Origin of the sequence: Streptococcus constellatus subsp. constellatus (genome assembly GCF_023167545.1) — a bacterium.
In the GTDB taxonomy this organism is placed as follows: Bacteria; Bacillota; Bacilli; order Lactobacillales; family Streptococcaceae; genus Streptococcus; species Streptococcus constellatus.
Genome location: NZ_AP014647.1, coordinates 1,595,046 through 1,614,701, shown reverse-complemented (window position 1 = coordinate 1,614,701; position 19,656 = coordinate 1,595,046). Strand labels below are relative to the sequence as shown.

Below are 19,656 nucleotides of genomic sequence, written 5' to 3'. Positions count from 1 at the left end.
CTAATTTTATTTTAGCTTGGGTTTATTTTTTAGTTTGTTAAATCGTTGTTTTGGAGCGATAAAGAAACTAATGGCAAAGATAATGGCGGATGTCAGTACAATGCTTGAGCCAGCCGCAACATTAAAGGTATAGCCAATGAAAAGTCCTAAGACAGATGCAATTGCCCCCAAGCTAGAAGACAAGATAATCATCGTTTTAAGACTGTTAGCGTAAAGATAAGCAGTAGCAGCAGGTGTAATCAGCATAGCAACAATCAAAATTGTTCCCACGCTTTGCATAGCTGTAACTGCAACCAGCGTCAAGAGAATCATTAAGAGATAATGATAAAAGTTGACTGGCATCCCCATCGCTTTTGCCAGAAGTGGATCGAAAGATGTAATCAATAATTCTTTGAAGAATAGTCCAATAATAATTAGAACAGCGATTCCTACACCAATTGTAATCCACATATCAATGTCTTGCACAGCTAAGATATTTCCAAAAAGAATATGGAAAAGGTCGGTTGAACTATTAGCAACTCCAATCAAAATGACTCCAAGAGCTAAAAAGGAACTAAAAGTTATTCCAATGGCAGTATCACTTTTGATAATTGAATTTCCTTTAATATAAGTAATAATGACCGAAGCTAAAAGTCCAAAAACAATGGCTCCGATAAAGAAGTTGATTCCTAAAATAAAGGAGAGTGCAACTCCTGGCAAGACTGCGTGTGAAATGGCATCGCCCATCAAGGACATGCCTCTTAGGATAATGAAGCAACCAACTGCTCCAGCAACAATCCCGATGACAATGGCCGTAATCAGTGCATTTTGTAGAAAATGGAAATTTTGTAGTCCATCAATAAATTCTGAAAACATATTAGAGACCTCCATTCACAAAAAGCTGAGAGCCATAGGCTTTTTTCAAGTTTTCTTCTGTGAAAGTTGATGAAGTTTCTCCAATGGCAATGAGTTCTTTATTCAAAATTAAAACTTGATCAAAGTAATGTGGGACTTTTCCTAAGTCATGGTGAACAATGAGAATCGTTTTTCCTTGTTCTTTTAGACTGCGTAGCGTTGTCATGATGATTTCTTCACTGATTGAATCAATTCCAACGAATGGTTCATCCAGAAAGATACAGTCAGCTTCTTGTACTAGACAGCGCGCAATCAAGACCCGTTGAAATTGCCCTCCTGACAATTGGCTGATTTGGCGTTCAGCATAATCCTCTAAGCCGACAATGCGTAACGCATTTGTCACCTTGTCCCAGTCTTTGCTTGTTAGTCTGTGGAAGAGTTTCACTTTTGGATACAGTCCAAGAGACACACATTCTTTCACTTTGATAGGGAAGTTGTAGTCAATGTGAATTTTTTGTTCCACATAAGCTACATGGCTAAGTACTTTTGAGAATTCTTTATCATCAAGGTAAGTTTGTCCAACATGATCAATGATACCCAACATTCCTTTTAAAAGGGTTGATTTACCAGCTCCGTTGGGACCAATAACTCCCATGATAGTTGGGCCTTGGATTTCCAAAGAAATCTGATTGAGAGCAAGTGTTTCCTGATAAGAAACACTTAAATTTTCGATACGTATCATTTTATACACCCCTATAGTTAATATACATTAAAACAAAAATTAAGTCAAGTTAATTTTTAGAATTTTTAAGAAAAATCAGAAGCAAGATTTGGCATAAAAATCTCTTTTGATAAAAGTTTGATTATTCAGAACTTTTTTGATAGGATTAAGATAAAACAATGAAAGCGAGAACAAGATGACACGTTTACAAGATGACTTTTTTAATTATGTCAATGGTGAATGGGAAAAAACTGCTGTGATTCCTGAGGACAAGCCTGTGACAGGTGGATTTATGGATTTGGATCAAGATATTGAAAAATTGATGCTAGCAACAACTGATAAATGGTTAGCAGGTCAAGATGTTCCAGAAGATCCAATTTTGCAAAATTTTGTGAAATACCACCGTTTGGTGGCAGATTTTGACGGACGGGAACGAGCAGGAGTTACCCCTGCAATGCCGCTTGTGGAAGAATATAAAGCTTTAAGTTCTTTCAAGGAGTTTGCAGCGAAGATTGCTGAGTATGAAATGGCTGGAAAGCCGAATGCTTTTACTTTTGACGTCGCGCCAGACTTTATGAATGCTAAAATGAATGTTCTCTGGGCCGATGCACCTGGAATCATTTTACCAGATACGACCTATTATGAAGAAGGAAATGAAAAAGGCAAGGAATTGCTGACAATCTGGCGCAAGATGCAGGAAGAATTATTACCTAAATTTGGCTTTTCAGCAGAAGAAACAAAAGATATTTTGGATAAATATCTGGAATTAGATGCTAAATTAGCTAAGTATGTCCTTTCCAATGAAGAAACTTCAGAATATGTGAAGTTATATCACCCTTATGATTGGGCAGATTTCACGAAGCTCGCTCCAGAATTGCCACTTGATGTAATTTTTACAGAGATTTTGGGACAAAGCCCAGACAAGGTGATTGTTCCTCAAGAGCGTTTTTGGAAAGAGTTTGCAGCGGAATATTATTCAGAAGAAAATTGGGAATATTTGCATGCAGCACTGAAATTATTCTCTACTGGAGCATGGACTTCCTTGCTAACAGAAGAAATTCGCGTCCTTTCAGGCACCTATGTGCGTGCTATTTCAGGCGTTCCAGAAGCTCGTCCAAAAGAAAAAGCAGCTTATCAACTAGCACAAGCACCTTATAACCAAGCCCTCGGTCTTTGGTATGCAGAAGAGAAATTCTCACCAGAAGCCAAAGCAGATGTGGAACATAAGGTCAAGACGATGATTGATGTCTATAAATCACGCTTAGAAACAGCTGATTGGCTTGCTAAGGAGACACGGGACAAGGCCATTGTCAAACTCAATGTTATCACTCCACATATTGGTTATCCAGAGAAATTGCCAGAAACTTATGCGAAAAAAGTGATTGATGAACAGCTCGGTTTAATTGAAAATGCTCAAAATTTAGCGAAAGTAGCCATTGCACACACTTGGAGTAAATGGAACAAAGAAGTGGATCGCAGTGAATGGCACATGCCAGCTCATCTGGTAAATGCCTACTATGATCCACAACAAAATCAGATTGTTTTTCCAGCCGCTATTCTTCAAGCACCTTTTTATGATTTGCATCAATCTTCATCAGCAAACTATGGCGGAATCGGTGCAGTAATTGCGCATGAAATCTCTCATGCTTTTGACTCAAACGGTGCTTCCTTTGACGAGCATGGTAGCCTTAAAAATTGGTGGAAGCCAGAAGACTACGAAGCTTTCACAGCTCGGACTCAGAAGGTGATTGAGCAATTTGACGGACAAGATTCTTACGGAGCTAAAGTCAATGGAAAGCTGACTGTTTCAGAAAATATTGCAGACCTCGGTGGGATTGCGGCAGCGCTGGAAGCAGCTAAGAAAGAAGCTGACTTCTCTGCGGAAGAATTTTTCACCAACTTTGCTCGTATCTGGCGCATGAAAGCTCGTCCAGAATATATGCAAATGCTAGCAAGTGTAGATGTGCATGCTCCCGGAAAACTTCGGACGAATGTTCAATTGCCAAACTTTGATGATTTCTTTACAACTTTTGATGTTAAAGAAGGCGACGGCATGTGGCGCAAACCAGAAGATCGCGTGATTATTTGGTAATTTCAACGTTTGTTAGTAGCAGAAGAATATAAAAAGTTCTCAAATGAAAATTGACCTATGAGTCTGAGACAAAATAGTTCTCAGTCACAAAAAAGCTAGAGATTCCCAATTATGGAACTCTAGCTTTTTAAGTTTGAGTCGTTCTCTTATTGTATTTAAGGAGATTATTGGCCATGAGCACTAAACCCATGTCAATTTTCACCTGACGCTTGCCTCTTAGGTTACATCTCTTGTAACCCAAATAAGCCTTTATCTGCCCAAAGACAGGTTCCACATCAATCTTACGTTGATTGAAAATCTGTCTACCTTCGGGAGAGAAAAGCGCTTGGCATTCTTTAGCTTTTAAGTGTTGATAACGTTCGTTGATATATAGTCCCTTTTGAGGGGCTGATTTAGGTTCATCAGCGTAGTAAACCTTGATTTCCTGTTGAAAGTCCGTCTGTGTTTTCTGATGTTTGATATGATGAAAACGATAGCACCAGCCATCAGGATGAGTGTAGCTATCCTCCTTGTCATCATAGTACCAATTCGCTAAGTTTCTAGCCGACTGTTTATACCCTTTCTTCTGTTCCTGATCAAACATGGCATATTTAATCAGGTGGTTCACCTCCTTTTCATCTAAACAAAGGAGGTTCTCTTCACTTCCATATCCAGCATCTGCGACAACGGTCTTCAAGTCATGCGGATAGGTTTCAAGGAATGGCAGGAGAGTCTTGGTATCTGTCGGATTTGAGAAGACATCATAATGAAGAACAAATTGATTTTCAGTAGCGATTTGAAGATTATAACCAGCTTTGAGCTGACCATTCTTCATGTGGTCTTCTTTCATCCGCATAAAAGTGGCATCTGTATCTGTTTTGGAAAAGCTGTTACGCCCTTCAAATGTCTCTTGGTAGCCTTCATATTTTTCAGCACGTACTGAAAAATCATCCTTGACTTTACGCAGGACTTTCTTGAGTTTCCGACGTTGAGTTTTACGTTCATCCTTTCCTTTAACGGGTGTCTCCTCAATGTCTTGGTTCAGTTTTTCCAATTCTTCTTCGAGGACTTGAGCGAATTCAATCAACTGCTCTGAAGCAATCGGTTCTTCTTCGTCCAGCCTAATGGCCTGATGGATAAGGGGAGTGATTTCTTCTTGAAAATAGACCTGTATCTGTTCTTGAAGTTTGACGGAAAACTTGTCTGTGGCCTTTTTCCACACGAAACTATACTTGTTAGCGTTGGCTTCAATCTTAGTCCCGTCAATAAACAGACAATCTAAGGTCACTAACTCTTCCATTTTTAAACGAAGATTGAGGTCGATGAAAAGATCACGAATGAGCTCTTCCATTCCTTCAGCGACTCGAAAACGATTGATGGTGCGATAGCTGACAACCAACTGTCCTGTTAGGTACTGCATAGCCAGATTTTCAATCATCATTTTTTCGATTTTTCGTCCAGAGAAAATCCCTTGCGAGTAGGCAAATAGTAGAGCGGCTAAAAGCATTTTAGGGTGATAAGACGGGCGACCAAAGTTATGATAGAACGTGTGGAAGTGACGATCCTCCAAGGCATTCACCACTTTTTCAATAGTAAAGACGAGATGGTCTTGTGGCAAGAAAGAACTGATTTCTAGTGGTAAAGTTGTTTGATTTGTGTTATAGTGAATATGCATGGGATAGCCTTTCTAAATGGTTTATTGGGCAATTCTATTTTACCAAGACTATCGCAACCATGCAAAAAGCAACGGCAAATCCGTTGCTTTTTTTGTAGCAAAGGGACTATTGTCCCAGACTCATTTTTTATGAATTAAGTTACAAAGACAAAATCCATATCAAGAGGGAAGTTTAAAAAATTTAAAGTAAAATCTCCAGCAAAAGTTAATTGAGATTAGTCACACAATAAATTCAGTTAGTCAAAGCATGCTTTTCTCTAATTATGCCTTTTAAAATCGCTTAAAAATGGTATAATAATAACATCACAAAATTGGAGTGAATCAATGACTTTTTATAATCACAAATCAATTGAAAGAAAATGGCAGACCTATTGGGCTGATAATCAGACGTTCAAAACAGGAACGGATAGTGCAAAACCAAACTTTTATGCGTTGGATATGTTCCCCTACCCATCTGGTGTTGGTCTTCACGTAGGACACCCAGAAGGCTATACTGCAACTGATATTCTTAGTCGTTTCAAACGTGCGCAAGGTTATAACGTTCTTCACCCAATGGGGTGGGATGCTTTCGGTCTTCCAGCTGAACAATACGCAATGGATACGGGAAATGACCCTGCTGAGTTTACGGCAGAAAATATTGCCAACTTCAAACGTCAAATCAATAGCCTTGGTTTCTCATATGACTGGGATCGTGAAGTCAATACAACTGACCCTAACTACTATAAGTGGACACAGTGGATTTTTACAAAATTGTATGAAAAAGGTTTGGCATATGAAGCAGAAGTACCAGTTAACTGGGTTGAAGAACTAGGAACAGCTATTGCCAACGAAGAAGTGCTTCCCGATGGTACATCTGAACGTGGTGGTTATCCAGTTGTTCGTAAACCAATGCGTCAATGGATGCTTAAAATCACAGCTTATGCTGAACGCCTCTTGGAAGATCTAGATGACCTTGATTGGCCAGAATCTATCAAAGATATGCAGCGGAACTGGATTGGTAAATCAACTGGTGCAAATGTAACGTTCAAAGTAAAAGATACTGATAAAGACTTCACCGTATTTACAACTCGTCCAGATACATTATTTGGTGCTACCTATGCTGTTCTAGCACCAGAACATGCTCTTGTTGATGCTACTACCAGTCCTGAACAAGCTCAAGCCGTTGCTGCTTATAAACGTGCGGCTAGCCTTAAATCTGACCTCGCTCGTACAGATCTTGCCAAAGAAAAAACAGGTGTCTGGACTGGTAGCTATGCCATTAACCCAGTTAATGGTAAGGAAATTCCAATCTGGATTGCCGATTATGTGCTTGCTAGCTATGGGACGGGAGCTATTATGGCAGTTCCTGCGCATGATGACCGCGACTGGGAATTTGCAAAGCAATTCGATTTAGAAATTATTCCAGTTCTCGAAGGTGGAAATGTTGAGGAAGCAGTCTATACAGAAGACGGTCTTCACATCAACTCTGGCTTCCTAGATGGCCTCGATAAAGCTCAAGCTATTGACAAAATGGTTGCATGGCTTGAAGCAGAAGGTGTTGGTAATAAGAAAGTCACTTACCGTTTGCGTGACTGGCTTTTCTCACGTCAACGTTATTGGGGGGAACCAATCCCAATCATTCATTGGGAAGATGGCACAACAACAGCTGTTCCAGAAGATCAACTACCACTTGTATTGCCAGTAACAAAAGACATCAAACCTTCAGGAACAGGTGAAAGTCCACTTGCTAACTTGACAGACTGGCTGGAAGTTACGCGTGAAGATGGTGTCAAAGGCCGTCGTGAAACGAACACCATGCCGCAATGGGCAGGTTCAAGCTGGTATTATCTGCGCTACATTGACCCACACAATACAGAAAAATTAGCTGATGAAGAACTGCTTAAGGCATGGCTACCAGTTGATATTTACATTGGTGGTGCTGAACATGCCGTGCTTCACTTGCTCTATGCACGCTTTTGGCACAAAGTTCTATATGACCTTGGTGTTGTTCCAACTAAAGAACCCTTCCAAAAACTCTTTAACCAAGGGATGATTTTGGGAACAAGCTATCGTGACCACCGTGGCGCCCTTGTAGCGACAGATAAAGTTGAAAAACGTGACGGTTCTTTCTTCAATATCGAAACAGGTGAAGAATTGGAACAAGCTCCAGCTAAGATGTCTAAATCTTTGAAGAATGTTGTTAATCCAGATGATGTAGTGGAGCAGTATGGTGCAGATACTCTTCGCGTTTACGAAATGTTTATGGGACCGCTTGATGCCTCAATCGCATGGTCTGAAGAAGGTCTTGAAGGCTCACGTAAATTCCTCGACCGTGTTTATCGTTTGTTGACAACAAAAGAAATTGTGGCTGAAAATAATGGTAACTTGGATAAAGTTTATAATGAAACTGTCAAAGCCGTTACAGAACAACTTGAAGCCATGAAATTCAACACGGCTATCGCTCAATTAATGGTTTTCATTAATGCTGCAAACAAAGAAGACAAACTCTTTGCTGACTACGCTAAAGGTTTTATACAATTATTAGCACCATTTGCGCCACACCTTTCAGAAGAATTGTGGCAAACATTGACACAATCTGGTGAATCAATTTCATATGTTCTTTGGCCAACGTGGGACGAAGCCAAGTTGGTTGAAAACGATGTAGAAATCGTTGTTCAAATCAAAGGTAAAGTTCGTGCAAAACTTGTCGTACCAAAAGACTCAAGCCGTGAGGATCTTGAAAAACTTGCTCTTGCCAACGAAAAAATTCAGTCCGAAGTGGAGGGTAAGCAAGTTGTTAAGGTAATCGTTGTACCTAATAAGTTGGTCAATATTGTGGTGAAATAAAAAATTCTAGCAGAAGTTAATTTCTGCTAGAATTTTTATAAGCTTAGAAAAGCGTATGTTAGCTGTAGTCTTTTTCTGCTTATAAATACTATACACTATACCTCGAAGAAAAACTTGCTGCACTTGCTCTTGAAAATTATGGTAAAAAGTAAGAAAATGATGACTAGTTTATAAGAACAATTCATTCTCTTTCTTTATGAATATTATTTTTAAGGAGTTATCATACAAGCAAAAAAAGTAGAGTTTACTGAGCTTTTCTATGACTTAGTCTTTTGTTTATGCTATTTCTAAAATGATGGAGCTAATCCATCATTTGCATCATAGGATGATTAGTTATACGAGTTTTATGTCCTTTATAGTTTGTCTCATCGTGCTGGTAACACTTGAATGATTCAGACGGTCTATACGAACCGCTATGGGTAGAATTCCTTTGTGAACATTTCCTTTATGATGGTTCGGATGGTTATGGTATTAGGTCTGTCCAACACATTCACAGATGATTGGTCTGCGTTATCCGATTTGGTGTGGACGTCCGCCACACCTTATCCAAACAGTAATGGAAAGTCTAGATTTAGCTGGTAAACGAGTTGCAACCCTCGCAACTTCAGGTGGTTCGACTTATAGCGAGGCACAAATTGTTATTGATCAAATGATGAAAAATAGTACTCAAGGGCGTGTATTGTCTAGCACAACAGATGCTATCAAATGGCTGACAGATATTGATTTTTAATTGTAGGTTTGCTGCTAATTATTGTAGCGAGCATTATTACTGTTTTTTATAAATGAAATAAAAATGATTGAAATCTCTGTGAAAAAACAGAGATTTTTTGTGTACGACGGGCATGTCATACATCTGAGGTGCAAGTCATTTGAGGCATTCGCTACTGGTGAACCCAATAGTGACTCCCAAGCCTGACTATCGTGAGGTAGCAAGGAGAGGAAGGGATAGCGAAATCGTGACTGTACGAATAGAAACGTGATATGAAGGCACATATAGTGGATGAGGGGGCTTATAACCCTAAAATCCAAATAGGCAGTCGTAACCTATATGTGTAAATCACGAGAGTAAACGAGGAAAGATGTATGACTTATCCCGTGAGGTCTTGTCGAGGGTAAAACCTAGTAACAGCGAACGACAAGAAGTCAGTCGAATCCATAGTAGTGAAGAAGTTTCTGTAATGGAGATGGAGTGAAGGGGTGAATAACTAATCGAAGTAATCCTAGACACTTGTGTCTGTAAAACGAACAGTCTGATAGAGCTGAAAGTTAGTACGTATTGATAGTGGACAGCTTACCAATATAAGATAGCCTACAGGCAACAAAACAGAAAGGGAATCCACACATGTCAGAATTGCTAAGTATGATATTATCTCGTAACAATATGCTTGAAGCTTATAAACAGGTGAAAACTAATAAAGGATCTGCTGGTATTGCTGGAATTACTATCGAACAGATGGACGGCTATCTCCGTCAAAACTGGCGAGAAACAAAACAGCTTATCAGGGAGAGAAAGGATAAACCTCAGCCCGTACTCAGAATTGAAATTCCAAAATCCAATGGAGACATCCGCAACCTAGGAATCCCAACTGTCACGGACAGAATGATACAATAGGCTATCGTTCAAGTCCTGAGTCCAATCTGTGAAGTTCGTTTCTCAGAATACAGCTATGGTTTCAGACCAAATCGTTCTTGTGAGACAGCCATTGTCAAGTTACTTATGATGGTTATGAGTGGATTGTGGATATTGACTTAGAGAAATTCTCCGACACAGTACCGCAAGATAGACTCATGTCTCTAGTGCAGAATATTATTCATGATGGAGATACAGAATTACTGATTCGGAAATACCTTCATCGGGGGTAATTATCAATGATCAACGTCACAAGACTCTTGTAGGGATACCTCAAGGGGGTAACTTATCTCCGCTGTTATCAAATATCATGCTTAATGAGTTGTATAAGGAACTAGAGAAACGAGGTCTTCATTGCATTCGGTACGCAGATGATTGCGTAATCACGGTTAGGAGAGAAGCAGTTGTCAAGTGAGTTATGTACTTAGTCAGTCGCTTTATTGAGAAGCGATTGGAGCTGAAAGTGAACATGACAAAAACTAAAATCGTGAAACCTAGCCAACTCAAGTACCTAAGTTTTGGTTTTTGGAAATCTCCGCAAGGTTGGAAGAGTCGTCCTCATCAGGATAGTGTTCAGAGTTTTAAACGAAAGTTGAAACGACTGACGACTAGAAAGTGGAGTATGGACCTAACAACACATATTGAGCGATTAAACTGGGTTATACGAGGGTGGATAAACTATTTTTCTCTTGGCGACATGAAAAAGGTAGTAACTCAAATAGATGAGCGTTTGAGAACTCGTATCCAAGTGATTATCTGGAAACAATAGAAGAAATCGAGACGACTATGGGGATTACTAAAATTAGGCGTTCCTAAATGGATAGCGGATAAATTCTCAGGTTGGGGTGAGTACTATCAATTGGTTGCGACCAAGTCGGTATTCAAGCAAGCTATATCAAAACCAGCCCTCGCAAAACGAGGACTGGTTAGCTGTTTAGATTATTATTTTGAACGACATGCGTTAAAAGTTAGTTGAACTGCCGTATGCCGAACGGCACGTACGGGTAGTGTGAGAGTAACTAGAAATTAGCTCCTACTCGATTTTTTGATGGATTTATTGGACATTTTTCTGCCAATCTGTTTTTCGTCTATATAATTGGTCAGATAACTTGAAATGTTTTTATGAAAACGCTATAATTTTGATAGATTAATATTAGGAGGAATTGGTTTTATGAAATTATCTAAAGCCACAATCACAATTTTTTCAGCTCTTGCTTCAGTTATTTTATTGACTAGTTGTGGGACAAAAGCAACTGATAATAAGGCTACGCAAAGCAACACATCTGACAATAAAGTTACGATGACTTATGATCAATTGCGCTCAAGAGAAAATACCATGGGCACACTTTGGTATCAAAAGTCTGATGAAGCGAAGGCTCTGTATCTACAAGGTTATAATGTCGCCACGAACCGATTGAAAGAATTACTGCAAAAGCCGACAGATAAGCCCTATTCAATCGTTCTTGACTTGGATGAAACGGTCTTAGACAATAGCCCTTACCAAGTACAGAATGTCAAAGACGGCACAGCTTTTAATCCTAAAAATTGGGATGTTTGGGTACAGAAAGCTTCAGCTAAAGCTGTTCCTGGTGCGAAAGAATTTCTTCAATATGCTCATCAAAATGGTGTTCAAATCTACTATATTTCTGACCGTGCGGCAAATCAAGTAGATGCAACGATTAAGAACTTAGAAAAAGAAGGTATTCCTGTACAAGGGAAAGATCATTTGATGTTTTTAGAAAAAGGCGTGAAATCAAAAGAAGGTCGCCGTCAAAAAGTTCAGGAAAAAACGAATCTAGTTATGTTGCTAGGAGATAATCTGGTTGACTTTGCAGATTTCTCAAAGACATCAGCTGATGAACGTGGCAAGAAATTGGAAGAATTAAAGAAAGAATTTGGCGAAAAATTCATTATCTTCCCAAATCCAATGTATGGTTCATGGGAAAGCACAGTTTACAAAGGCAAAAAATTAGATGCGAAAGGCCAAACTGAAGAACGCCAAAAAGCGTTACAAGGTTATAAATAATAGGAAGGAAAAACAGAACGCCCTTATTTTGGGGGATTCTGTTTTTTCTTTGTCTTTTAGCTTGTGCTGTGTGAATGTGTGAAAAAGTGGACTAAGATTTTCTGATTTTATTATAGTAAAGGTGCTTATATTTTCCAGATACTTACTCTTAAGCTAGCTAGCAAGATGTGACTTAAAATAAAAATGGTTTATACTAATGGCAAGACAAAGGGGATTCTTTATTTTTTAATCGAAAAATCCTTTGTTTTATGGTAAAATAGTGTCATTACAAGGCGAGGGAAAAAGATGTCATCAACGTTTGAAATTTTAATGAATCAGATCAATATGCCACTTGATATGAGACAATCAAGTGCCTTTTTACATGCAGAAATTGAACAAGTTCTGGTGCATAAAGTCAGCCATATCTGGGAATTTCATTTTGCTTTTACAGAAATTTTGCCGATTGACATATTTCAAGAATTGAAAAAGTGCTTGAAGGAAGAATTTTCTAAAACGGGGAATCAAGCAGTTTTTGAGATAAGGACAATAAACAAAGATTTCACAGATGAGCTATTGCAGGCTTATTATCAAGAAGCTTTTACAGAAGGTTCTTGTACTAGTCAGGGATTTCGCAGTATATATCACCGGTTGAAGGTGCATGCTGAGGAGAATCAGCTAGTGATTGAAGGTCCTTCAAGCATTGATACGGATCATTTTCGGAAGACTCATTTGCCAAATTTGGCAAAACAGTTGGTCAAGTTTGGTTTTCCACAATTTCAATGTCAGGTTAAGGCAAGCGATGCTTTAACACAGCAGCAAGTCGAAACTTTCCAAGCTAAGAAAGAAAAGATTGTACAAGCAGCGAATGATGAAGCTCTAAAAGCCATAGAAGCGCTGCAGAAAATGGCAGCTCCACCTGTTGAAGAAAAGACAAGTTACTCTGGTTTTCAAGCGAAAAAAGCTATTGCACGACCAAAATTGGATAAAGCTGAAATCACGCAGATGAATGCCATTCAGACTGAAGAAAATCGGATTGTCTTTGAAGGAATGGTTTTCGATCTTGAAAAAAAGGTTACTCGCACAGGGCGCGTACTTATTAATTTTAAGATGACCGATTATACTTCTAGCTTTGCGCTTCAGAAATGGTTTAAAAATGAAGAAGAAGCTAAGAAATATGACATGATTAAGAAAAATTCATGGTTGCGTGTACGTGGAAATATTGAAATGAATAACTTCACGCATGATTTGACTATGAATGTACAAGATGTACAGGAAGTGGTACATTATGACCGTAAAGATCTCATGCCTGAAGGTGAAAAACGGATTGAATTTCACGCGCATACCAATATGTCAACTATGGATGCCCTACCAGAAGTCGAAGATTTGATTGCGACAGCTGCGAAGTGGGGGCATAAAGCAGTTGCGATTACTGACCACGGCAATGTGCAGAGTTTTCCTCATGGTTATAAAGCTGCTAAAAAAGCCGGGATTCAGTTGATTTATGGTATGGAAGCCAATATTGTTGAAGATCGTGTGCCTATTACTTACAATGAAATAGATATGGAGTTGGGAGAAGCCACTTATGTTGTCTTTGACGTAGAAACGACTGGTTTGTCTGCTATTTATAATGATTTGATTCAGGTGGCAGCCAGCAAGATGTACAAGGGTAATGTCATCGCGGAATTTGACGAATTTATTAATCCAGGACACCCTTTGAGTGCATTTACGACAGATTTGACGGGAATTACAGATGAACATGTTAAAAATGCGAAATCACTTGAGCAAGTTTTACAGGAATTTCAGGAATTTTGCAAAGATACGGTACTTGTCGCCCATAATGCTACCTTTGATGTGGGCTTTATGAATGTCAACTATGAGCGTCATGGCCTGCCAAAAATTACCCAACCAGTCATTGACACGCTGGAATTTGCCCGCAATCTCTATCCAGAATACAAGCGGCATGGTTTGGGGCCTCTAACTAAGCGTTTTCAAGTATCGCTTGACCATCACCACATGGCCAATTACGATGCGGAAGCAACAGGACGACTGCTATTTATCTTCATCAGAGATGTAGCAGAAAAGCGTGGAATTACCAATCTTAATAAGTTGAATACGGATTTGGTGGATGAAAATTCCTATAAAAAAGCACGAGTGAAACACGCTACGATTTATGTGAAAAATCAAACAGGGCTGAAGAATCTTTTCAAATTGGTCAGCCTGTCCAATACTAAATATTTTGAAGGTGTAGCACGGATTCCGCGAACGGTTTTGGATGCGCATCGAGAAGGCTTGGTTCTAGGAACTGCTTGTTCAGAAGGAGAAGTGTTTGATGCGGTTGTTTCACAGGGTCTGGATGCAGCTGTCGAAGTAGCGAAATATTACGACTTTATCGAAATCATGCCTCCAGCGATTTATGCTCCATTGATTGCCAAAGAGCAGGTTAAGGATATGGAGGAGCTGCACACAATCATCAAGAATTTGATTGAAGTGGGTGAACGCTTAGACAAACCAGTTCTGGCTACGGGAGATGTGCATTATATTGAGCCTGAGGAAGAAATTTATCGGGAGATTATCGTTAGGAGTTTGGGACAAGGTGCCATGATTAACCGGACCATAGGTCACGGTGAAAACGCCCAGCCGGCTCCGCTTCCTAAGGCTCACTTCCGCACGACCAATGAAATGCTAGATGAATTCGCTTTTTTAGGTGATGAACTAGCTCGACAAGTGGTCATTGAGAATCCCAATCAGTTGGCGTCAAGCTTTGAACCAATTGAAGTGGTAAAAGGGGACCTCTATACACCATTTATTGATAAATCTGAAGAAAAAGTCGCTGAGCTGACTTACGCAAAGGCTTTTGAAATCTATGGTAATCCACTACCAGATATTGTAGATCATCGAATTGAACGGGAATTATCCTCTATTTTGGGAAATGGTTTTGCCGTGATTTATCTGGCTTCACAAATGCTTGTACAGCGTTCTAATAAACGAGGCTATTTAGTTGGTTCGCGTGGTTCGGTTGGCTCCAGTTTTGTGGCGACCATGATTGGGATTACTGAGGTCAATCCTTTGTCACCCCACTATGTCTGTGGTAAATGTCAATACAGCGAGTTCATCACGGATGGCTCTTATGGTTCTGGCTTTGATATGCCGGATAAGGACTGTCCAAAATGTGGCCACAAGCTGAGCAAGAATGGCCAGGATATTCCTTTCGAGACCTTCCTTGGATTTGACGGAGACAAGGTCCCTGATATTGACTTGAACTTCTCTGGAGAGGATCAGCCTAGTGCCCACTTAGATGTTCGAGACATTTTTGGGGAGGAATATGCTTTTCGGGCTGGTACTGTTGGTACAGTTGCAGCTAAGACAGCCTATGGTTTCGTGAAAGGTTATGAGCGAGATTACAATAAATTTTATCGCGATGCAGAAGTCGAGCGATTGGCGCAAGGTGCATCAGGTGTTAAACGAACGACCGGACAGCACCCTGGTGGGATTGTTGTTATTCCAAACTACATGGACGTTTACGATTTCACGCCAGTTCAATATCCAGCAGATGACCTGACTGCCGAATGGCAAACGACCCATTTTAATTTTCATGATATTGATGAAAATGTCCTGAAACTCGATGTGCTCGGTCATGATGATCCGACTATGATTCGGAAATTGCAGGATTTATCAGGTATTGACCCTAATGATATTCCTATGGATGATAAGGAAGTTATGGCACTCTTTTCAGGAACAGATGTTCTGGGAGTGACACAAGAGCAAATAGGTACGGCAACTGGTATGCTGGGGATTCCTGAGTTTGGAACCAATTTCGTGCGGGGCATGGTGGATGAAACTCACCCAACCACTTTCGCAGAATTACTTCAATTATCAGGCTTGTCTCACGGTACCGACGTATGGCTTGGAAATGCACAAGATTTAATTAAGCAGGGAATTGCGGACTTATCGACCGTTATCGGTTGTCGGGACGACATCATGGTCTATCTCATGCACAAGGGCTTAGAACCAAAAATGGCTTTTACCATTATGGAGCGTGTGCGGAAAGGTGCATGGTTGAAAATTTCTGACGAAGAGCGTAATGGTTATATTGCCGCTATGAAAGAAAACAATGTCCCTGAATGGTATATTGAATCTTGCGGAAAAATCAAGTACATGTTTCCTAAAGCCCATGCAGCTGCCTACGTAATGATGGCTCTACGGGTAGCTTATTTCAAAGTGCATCATCCGATTTATTACTATTGTGCTTACTTTTCTATCCGTGCCAAAGCCTTTGATATTAAAGTCATGAGTAGCGGATTAGATTCAGTTAAGCGCAAAATGAATGAAATCTCTGAAAAACGTAAAAATAATGAAGCGTCCAATGTAGAAATTGACCTGTATACAACCTTGGAAATCGTCAATGAAATGTTGGAGAGAGGCTTTAAATTTGGGAAACTCGATCTTTATAAGAGTGACGCGACAGAATTTCTGATTGACGGAGATATGTTGATTCCTCCATTTTCTGCCATGGACGGTCTGGGTGACAACGTTGCAAATCAATTGGTTAAAGCGCGGGCAGAGGGAGAATTCCTCTCTAAGACAGAACTCCGCAAACGTGGCGGTCTCTCTAGCACCCTAGTTGAAAAAATGGACGACATGGGTATCCTAGGCAATATGCCTGAGGATAACCAGTTGAGTTTGTTTGATGAGTTTTTCTAATACTGTTATATTGTTTTCATTTGTTACATTCTAAAGTTGATAAAATTACTAAAAATACAATAAAATTTCTAATTTTATTGTATTTTTAGTAATAAATTGACTTGAATTTTAAAAAATGATAAAATATTTGAAATTCAAATTGATAGCGTGGTGATATTATGTATAAACGATTAGAAATAGTGAGTTATCAAGATTTTGATAATTATGATAAAGAATACGAGAATAGATATAATAGTCCGGCTGCGTTGAAAACGGAATTATCACTCCATCCATTTTCAAAACGCCAGCAGAAAAGACTATCAGATAGATATCAGTTATTTTATTTATCCATACCTAGCCATATATCGATGATTGAAAGAATATATAAAATGAGTGCTGAATTATCCTCGTTTTCTTTGTCTAGTGTATTGGCACCAAAATTATTTTATTCGCAAATTATAGATGAGATAAAGAGCACTAACGATATGGAAGGTGTAAAGTCGACACGTAAGGAAATCAACGATGCCTATATATCGCCTTCAAAAACAAAACGCTTTTCTGGTATTGTGGAAATGTATAAAAGCATTTTAGAAAATAAATTTGAAAAAATTGATTTACCAGCTAAGTTTAGAATGATATCTGATCAGCTATTTCTTGATGAGATGCCTGAAGATAAGAAGCCAGACGGAAAATTATTTAGAAAAGAAACAATATTTGTGGGAGATGGCAATTCTTATGTTCATCAGGGCGATCCGAATGAAGAAAAGATTGATGAAAATTTAACGAAACTCATACTATTTATGAATAATCCAGAAGTTCCTTTAATTATTAAAGCTATCATCACGCACTACTTTTTTGAATATGTTCATCCTTTTTATGATGGTAATGGAAGAATGGGACGGTTTTTACTTTCTTCGTATTTGGCGAGAAAGCTAGACTTTTTAACAGGGTTATCTATTTCGGAATCTGTTTTGCAGAATAAGAAAACTTACGAAGAGGCTTTTTCTATAACTTCAGATCCAAAAAATAAAGGTGATCTAACTCCTTTTGTAGATGCGTTGTTGAGGATTATTATTCAAGCTCAAGAGACTATGTTATCAAAATTATCTAAATTAACCACTGAGGTTGAACAGCTGAGAGAAATAATCAATAAATTGTCTCTATCTGAGCAAGAGAATGAAGTGTTATTTATCTTAGGACAAGATAAATTGTTTGATGTTTTACATATGGGAATTAGTAACAAACAACTAGTAGAAGTTTTTGAGGGAAAATATAAGCGTACAAAAATTGATACAATTATGAAGAAGCTAGAAAAGAAAAAATTCGTTGTAAAAATCAAATCCTCTCCAGTTGTTTACGAGATTGATGAAAAGTTACTTGAAGATTTTGTATGATTATAAGATTTTTATTGAAGTATTTGAACTAAGCAGAAAGGACTCTATCATGAAACTTACCATTTCCGCTCAAGATAAGCCAGCGCAAAAAGTGTTTGATTACCAGCTGGATCTTGACCCAGATACGATTTTGAAAATGACCGCTTTGATTTGCGGTACGGTGGCAGCGGTTAGCCTTCTGTCCTTGTTTAAAGAAAAATAACAAAAGAAAAGGAGAAGCAGCATGGTTCTGCCAAATTTTAAAGAAAACTTAGAAAAATACGCTAAACTATTGGTTGCTAATGGTATCAATGTGCAGCCGGCTCACACGGTGGCGCTCAATATTGATGTGGAGCAGCGTGAGCTGGCTCACTTGATTGTCAAGGAAGCCTATGCTCTGGGAGCTCACGAGGTCATCGTCCAGTGGGCGGATGATTTGAGTACACGTGAGAAATTCCTCCATGCGCCAATGGACCGCTTGGACAATGTCCCAGACTATAAGGTGGCTGAGATGAACTATCTCCTCGAAAAGAAAGCCAGCCGTTTGGGTGTGCGCTCATCTGACCCAGGTGCTTTGAATGGCGTGGATGCTGAGAAATTATCGGCTTCTGCTAAGGCTATGGGGCTGGCCATGAAGCCGATGCGAATTGCAACCCAATCCAATAAAGTCAGCTGGACAGTCGCTGCTGCAGCCGGTACAGAGTGGGCTAAGAAGGTCTTTCCAGATGCAGTTAGCGATGAGGAAGCGGTAGACTTGCTCTGGGATCAGATTTTCAAAACCTGTCGTGTCTATGAGGATGATCCAGTTGCAGCTTGGCAGGCTCATGAAGAAAAACTCAGCTCAAAAGCTAAGGTTTTAAATGAGGAGCAATTCACTGCTCTGCACTACACAGCTCCTGGGACTGACTTGACATTGGGCTTGCCTAAGAACCATCACTGGGAATCAGCTGGCAGTCTCAATGCCCAGGGCGAGTATTTCATTGCCAATATGCCGACAGAAGAGGTCTTTACAGCACCTGACTTTCGTCGGGCCGATGGCTATGTGACCAGCACTAAGCCTCTTAGCTATAATGGCAACATCATCGAAGGCATCAAGATGACCTTCAAGGACGGCCAGATTGTGGACATTACTGCTGAAAAGGGCGACCAGGTTATGAAGAACCTGGTCTTTGAAAATGCTGGTGCGCGTGCTTTAGGTGAATGTGCCTTGGTACCAGATCCAAGCCCGATTTCCCAGTCAGGCATTACCTTCTTCAATACTCTCTTTGATGAGAATGCTTCTAACCACTTGGCGATTGGTGCAGCTTATGCTACTAGTGTAGTTGGCGGAGAGAATTTCTCTGAAAAAGAGTTGGAAGCTGTAGGTCTCAACCGCTCGGATGTCCATGTGGATTTTATGATTGGTTCTAGCCAGATGGATATTGACGGTATCCGCGAAGACGGCAGCCGAGTTCCTATCTTCCGTAATGGAGACTGGGCAATCTAAGATTTCAAGTTGCTTTGAATGGCGATTTCAATAATGACATTCTTGAGAAGCCTTGCTAGAAACATAGAAAGAAGGGGCATATATGATTGGTAGTATGTTTGTTGGCTTTATTATTGGTCTGATTGCAGCAGCAATCACTAATCGTGGAGAGAAAATGGGCTGCATTGGAAAGATCTTATTAGGCTGGTTTGGGGCATGGATTGGTCAAGCCCTATTTGGAAATTGGGGACCTCATTTATCAGAAACAGCCATTATTCCATCTGTATTAGGAGCCATTATTCTCCTTGCTATTTTTTGGAAGAGAGGGAGTTAATATAGAAAAAGTAGGGTGAGAATCATTCTCACCCTACTTTTT

At 39.6% G+C, this 19,656-nt stretch carries 12 protein-coding genes and 1 pseudogene; 10 read left to right on the top strand and 3 right to left on the bottom strand.

Annotated elements, in window-relative coordinates; translation table 11 throughout:
* Window positions 1-6: 6 nt before the first annotated feature.
* Both SCSC_RS07880 and SCSC_RS07875 read right to left on the bottom strand, forming a co-directional pair.
* Entirely contained in the window at window positions 7-855 is an 849-nt protein-coding gene (locus tag SCSC_RS07880; protein WP_003037625.1) for a metal ABC transporter permease, read from the bottom strand.
* 1 nt (window position 856) lies between these two features.
* A complete protein-coding gene (locus SCSC_RS07875) occupies window positions 857-1,576 on the bottom strand; it encodes a metal ABC transporter ATP-binding protein (protein WP_003070701.1) in 720 nt (239 codons plus the stop codon).
* A gap of 175 nt (window positions 1,577-1,751) precedes the next feature.
* Here SCSC_RS07875 and SCSC_RS07870 point away from each other — a divergent pair, with 175 nt between their 5' ends.
* On the top strand, window positions 1,752-3,647 hold the full coding sequence (locus SCSC_RS07870; protein ID WP_006270037.1) for a M13 family metallopeptidase: 1,896 nt from the start codon (window positions 1,752-1,754) through the stop codon (window positions 3,645-3,647).
* A gap of 127 nt (window positions 3,648-3,774) precedes the next feature.
* On the opposite strand, the gene SCSC_RS07865 is transcribed toward SCSC_RS07870, so the two are convergent.
* Window positions 3,775-5,301 (bottom strand): IS1182 family transposase, encoded by a 1,527-nt coding sequence (locus SCSC_RS07865; protein ID WP_115342921.1) that lies wholly within the window; start codon window positions 5,299-5,301, stop codon window positions 3,775-3,777.
* Between the two features lie 324 nt (window positions 5,302-5,625).
* Here SCSC_RS07865 and leuS point away from each other — a divergent pair, with 324 nt between their 5' ends.
* The 9 genes and pseudogenes from leuS (at window position 5,626) to SCSC_RS07820 (ending at window position 19,614) form a co-directional block, all read left to right on the top strand.
* Window positions 5,626-8,127, top strand: a complete 2,502-nt coding sequence (gene leuS, locus SCSC_RS07860) for a leucine--tRNA ligase (protein ID WP_006270201.1) — start codon at window positions 5,626-5,628, stop codon at window positions 8,125-8,127.
* Between the two features lie 496 nt (window positions 8,128-8,623).
* Window positions 8,624-8,857, top strand: a complete 234-nt coding sequence (locus tag SCSC_RS07855) for a flavodoxin (protein WP_006270258.1) — start codon at window positions 8,624-8,626, stop codon at window positions 8,855-8,857.
* Between the two features lie 612 nt (window positions 8,858-9,469).
* Window positions 9,470-10,733 (top strand): annotated as a pseudogene (ltrA, locus tag SCSC_RS07850) (group II intron reverse transcriptase/maturase).
* A gap of 195 nt (window positions 10,734-10,928) precedes the next feature.
* Entirely contained in the window at window positions 10,929-11,783 is an 855-nt protein-coding gene (locus SCSC_RS07845; protein WP_006270199.1) for a 5'-nucleotidase, lipoprotein e(P4) family, read from the top strand.
* Between the two features lie 285 nt (window positions 11,784-12,068).
* On the top strand, window positions 12,069-16,463 hold the full coding sequence (locus tag SCSC_RS07840; RefSeq protein WP_006270274.1) for a PolC-type DNA polymerase III: 4,395 nt from the start codon (window positions 12,069-12,071) through the stop codon (window positions 16,461-16,463).
* Between the two features lie 158 nt (window positions 16,464-16,621).
* Entirely contained in the window at window positions 16,622-17,836 is a 1,215-nt protein-coding gene (locus SCSC_RS07835) for a Fic family protein (protein ID WP_248499905.1), read from the top strand.
* Window positions 17,837-17,885: 49 nt separating this feature from the next.
* Window positions 17,886-18,038 carry a hypothetical protein gene (locus tag SCSC_RS07830; protein ID WP_000778898.1) on the top strand — a complete coding sequence of 51 codons (153 nt, stop codon included), beginning with the start codon at window positions 17,886-17,888 and terminating at the stop codon, window positions 18,036-18,038.
* Window positions 18,039-18,059: 21 nt separating this feature from the next.
* Window positions 18,060-19,301, top strand: coding sequence for an aminopeptidase (locus tag SCSC_RS07825; protein ID WP_006270244.1), 1,242 nt, complete (start codon window positions 18,060-18,062; stop codon window positions 19,299-19,301).
* Window positions 19,302-19,383: 82 nt separating this feature from the next.
* Entirely contained in the window at window positions 19,384-19,614 is a 231-nt protein-coding gene (locus SCSC_RS07820; RefSeq protein WP_006268373.1) for a GlsB/YeaQ/YmgE family stress response membrane protein, read from the top strand.
* The last annotated feature ends 42 nt before the right edge of the window (window positions 19,615-19,656 follow it).